General features: G+C 36.1%; 4 protein-coding genes and 2 pseudogenes. All 6 read left to right on the forward strand.

The features are described from left to right. Positions 1-420: pseudogene (locus HMPREF2853_RS09545) on the forward strand (hypothetical protein); the annotation flags it as partial. A gap of 9 nt (positions 421-429) precedes the next feature. Next, positions 430-798, forward strand: a complete 369-nt coding sequence (locus HMPREF2853_RS09550; RefSeq protein WP_070536146.1) for a DUF5082 domain-containing protein — start codon at positions 430-432, stop codon at positions 796-798. A 3-nt stretch (positions 799-801) separates the two neighbouring features. Further along, a complete protein-coding gene (locus tag HMPREF2853_RS09555) occupies positions 802-2,739 on the forward strand; it encodes a hypothetical protein (RefSeq protein ID WP_070536149.1) in 1,938 nt (645 codons plus the stop codon). A gap of 24 nt (positions 2,740-2,763) precedes the next feature. Then, on the forward strand, positions 2,764-3,801 hold the full coding sequence (locus HMPREF2853_RS09560) for a hypothetical protein (RefSeq protein ID WP_261674252.1): 1,038 nt from the start codon (positions 2,764-2,766) through the stop codon (positions 3,799-3,801). Beyond that, the gene (locus HMPREF2853_RS09565; protein WP_070536154.1) at positions 3,801-4,172 is read left to right on the forward strand and encodes a hypothetical protein; all 372 of its coding nucleotides are present in this window, start codon (positions 3,801-3,803) and stop codon (positions 4,170-4,172) included. Before HMPREF2853_RS09560 ends, HMPREF2853_RS09565 begins: the two co-directional genes overlap by 1 nt. Before the next feature lie 161 nt (positions 4,173-4,333). Further along, a pseudogene (locus HMPREF2853_RS09950) lies at positions 4,334-4,479 on the forward strand (FtsK/SpoIIIE domain-containing protein); the annotation flags it as partial.

The following is a 4,479-nucleotide window of genomic DNA, read 5'->3' on the forward strand; positions in this document are numbered from 1 at the left end:
ACGATTCTTGCAAGTCCAGAGGAATATCAGGCAGGACTTGAGACAATAGAAGCTAATGTCAAAGAACGGATAGAAAAACGTAAGAATAAGCACGAAGCCACTATTATTCTATTTAATCAAGTGGAATTAATGGAAGAGTTAAGTATAGATGACCAAACTTCTTTACATTATGTTCTTGAGAAAGGACTACGAGCAGGTTATGCTTTAATTTCGATGAGTAATAGTCAATTGTATAAACAGATTGATCCAGTTTCTAAGGTAATTAAAGGTTTCAAACAATCTATCGTCTCAATGAGATTGGTAGACCAGAATATTATCACAGTCACAAATAGGCCTATACGTGAGTCATTGTTGGAAGAACAAGAACATTACTATGTGGCAGATGGATTGGCAAGTAAGATGAAAGTATTAATGGTATAAGGAGGAAAAATGGGAAAAGCAGAATTACAAGTTCAATTAAATGAATTATCATCTAAATTCACAACAGTGACCGCAAACATTTCGGAGTTAGAGAGTGTAAAGAGTAGTCTTTCAGGTGTTTCTACAGAAATTACATATGATTTAACGGATTATGATACAATTAAAACTATGTATAATTTATCGGGGAAACCCTATGAGCAGGAGACAACAAATGAGGAAAAACTGCTAAAAGATGCGTCTACAAAATTTGAGGGACACAAAACGGATATCCTATCGAAATTAAGTGCCAAAATTGATGAGTTGAAATCAGAGGCGGCGGGGCTCCGATTTGGAATGAATGCTCTTAGTTATGAGATTGCAAATACAAAGGAGGATTAATTAATGAGTGATGATATTATTAAAGTTCTTGACCTACCAGGTATAGCTGAATACAGTCAGTCTATTAATAAATTCTCAAAAAGTTTAAGCACTGCAACAAATGATACTGCTCGAACCTTTAATATCCAGATTGAAGGTTCAGAGGGTGAGGCTATCAATGCTTTTCTACAGAGTCTTAATGACCTGCAAGGTAAAATTTTTAATCAGATACCTGAAGTTTTAAAAAAATATGCAACGGTGGTCAGTGATTTTGAATCAAGTGTCAGTGGTATTGGTTTTACTAATGAAGCGTGGACTAGTGGAACAGGGAATACCTCTGTCCAAAACAAGCTAACGGGTAGTCAAAAAGAAACGTTGCAATCAGTTGCTAAAACATTGCAGTCGGCATTAGATACCGCGACAGATGCTCTGGGAGAATCGACTATCGACTTGTCAGTTATTACGAATACCACTTCGAGTAGTTTAGACGATGCATCTAAAGAACGTTTAAATACTCATACACCATTTCAGAGTGCTCATGACACTTTTAGTCAAAATTTACAGCAAGTTCTAGAATCCATTACCACTTTAAAGGGGAGTGTTGGTCAGGCACAAATTACTTTGAACCTATCTCCTAAAGCCGTGTTTAATATGCTAGCACAAGGATTACATATGAATCCTTTAGATACTATAAATAATATTGATGAGGCAAAAGCATTAGATTCGGTTTATGGGGACAATCAAGCATTAATTTCTCAAGTGAATCGAAAAAATGTCAGAGACACAGTGGTATTTTTAATGGTTGATGGTATGGCGACTTGGGTCAAAGATAAGAGTACAGATAAGTTACAGTCGTTCTATAATGAAATCGGGAAGATGGAATTGGCTGATAGTTCTGCTTGGTTGGATAAATTTACGACTACGGGGCAGAGTTTAGCTGTTGTCCATCAAGCTGATATGGCCTTGAAGTTTGAACAAGTAGGTCACGATTATAGTAAAATGAAGGCGGAATTTATCAAAGAGAATGCCATAAATGAAGTAATTGGTATTAATAGGGGATTGTACTCTATTAAATTTGGAAAGAAAACATTCAAACCAAATGGATCAAATATTTCAGTAGCCGATCCACAGCAGATTAGTTTTGAGTTTAATTCTGATGGAAGAACTATTTTTAGAGTGATTGGACAAGCATCCGGTTATAAAGTTGAAGGATTCAAGTCTACTACTCAAGAATATAGTAGTGATTTCAAAGTAAATTCATCTGAGTTGAATAAAGAGGAAATTACACATCGTTTAGAAGAGTTAGATCAAAAAAGGAAAGAAATTGTATTTGAAACACTTCGAGATGTTGCGAGTGGAGTTGCATCGATGGCGTTTTCAAAGTATGGAGCAGCTTTCAAGTTATTAAAATTAGTCGGTGCAGAGGCTCATGATGCAATTGATAGCCAAATGAGCAGTGAGGTCGCTTCAGTTGTAAAAGGTGTCGAAAACTGGAAAAAGGTCTCAACTGAAGAATTGGAACAAATAGCTAAACTGAAAAGAGAGATGGTTGGCAAAGGTGGCTGGGTATTTGAAGGTGGAACACCATCTGACGGTAGTAATCAAAGAATCGTTTCTGATACGAGTTATTATCGTTTTGAAGTTTCTCAACGAATCGCGGAGATGGATAAGTACGGCACGAAATTATTTTTTGAGAAGTATAAGACTCAAGAAGAATTTACAACGTTTGAAAATAAACTGAGAGATTCGCAGAATAAGATTGATGAAGATGTAGCTAATTATGTTTTAGGAAAAGATTCAAGCTTAAGTTTTGAAACCATGGATCGGAAGCAATTGGAACAAGTAAATAAAGCTATTGAATTAATGGATGAAATTCAGGATGATACAGAAGCTGATGATGGTGCAAAATATTTTGACTATTTGAAGGCAAAATATAATCGGAATATCAATATAAATCACTGATGAGGGAAGATAATGAAAATAATAATGAAATCAAAATTTGTTCAAGTCATGTTTCTTGCACTCACTGTCATAGGGCTATACTTTGCTTATCAGGCATATCGCAGGCATGAACTTACTCAGTTTGTCATGTGGAGTCCAAGGGCAAAAATTTCGCGTTATGAATTCATGGATGACAACAAGGCAGTAGCGATTGAGTGGGATAATGATGCGGAGTTAAAAGATGCGGAAGAGGCTAAGAAATATGATTCGCGTGTCAATGTAGAAAGAATGACGAGAGTTAATGGAGAACGCTATATCATCCAACAAAGTTATAAGTTAAAATCAGCCACGAAAAAGTATTGGATTCTAGAAGAGGATGCGGTGCCATATTTGAAAAGTAATATTCCAGAGCAGGGAGAGTACTGGTTGTTAGACGTCTATGATACGAAAGATGGGACAATCAAACAAAAAACCTATGATGTATTTCAGATGGTGAGGGAATATAATAAGGATTATATTCCAAGAAGGGTTCGCAGCGTTAATTATTTCTTGTATACGGAACAGGGGAAAACTTACTTACCAATTAGTATGGCTATTGGCCAACAGCCAGAATCAAAAACTGAAACTGGGCTTATTGATATAGAGGAAGGAAAGATAATAGCAGCTACTCCATCTGGTAGAACTTCCAAAGATCTTTATAACGATGAGAAAGGATCATACAAACCGAAGTTAGATGATATTCTTATTTCAAATAATAAATTTTTAAACGAAAAGTTTGCCTTTGTCTTATCTCTTTTTGGTTTTAAAGAACCAGTAGAAAAATCCCAATACCCGTCCTTGGCAAGCAAGTATCCAAAGGCATTTGATATATTGAGTAAAGGGTTATCATCGGAATTATATTTCCTTGGAAAAGAAGATGTTCGTTTTAAAATCTCTTTCTTAAAGCTAGTTCTTCCAGAAGGTACCAATATCTTCAAGGATATCACTATTCCAGCAGCTAGTTCGAAAGATGGACAGGAACATTTGGTTCAAAGCGAAGAAGAGTTCTTACAATATTATAAATCCAGTACGGAGGAAGAATAATGGGACAAAAACGAATACTACCAGAACATATAAAAAGCGTGAAACATAGCTTTGAGGATATGAGTAGCAGAATAGAAGAGAAGAGTTCGAGTCTTATAGATTCTTCTGCAACTACTCACTTGGCTTCTGCGACAGATGCAGTGAAAGCTTTAACTAAAGAATTAGTTCCCGTAATTGAGTCATTCGATGAATATTTGAATATGGTAGCGAGTGAGTTTGCTAGAATGGATAGGGAATTAGGCCATGTTATAGAAGGTAGCACTTTCCAACAGTATGCAAATGGTAAAAGTGATGCTGAGATGAGAAAAAAGAGATACATTAGTGAAAAGCAGAGGGAAATCTACAAACAGCAATATAGTGATTTTCCATAATTACACGAATCACCTGAATTTATTTCAGGTGGTTTTCTTTTGTATTTCTCATCTTCTCACGGCATTGCCCATGTGGTATAATGGGACAAGAACATTTTTTCTAGTACCTTGAAAATTCTATATTTTTCGCTTGTTTATCTGCTCTGCTATTTACAAACAATATCCTGTCCCTCGCTGTTAACTTCCACCCTCATGATGTGGCATTCTTGCTGATCGACTATAAGGGTGGTGGGATGGCTAATCTCTTTAAAAACCTTCCCCATCTCTTGGGAACCATTACCAACTTGGATGGTGCCCAATCTATGCG

It is taken from the genome of Streptococcus sp. HMSC077F03, assembly GCF_001812375.1.
GTDB lineage: Bacteria > Bacillota > Bacilli > Lactobacillales > Streptococcaceae > Streptococcus > Streptococcus oralis_S.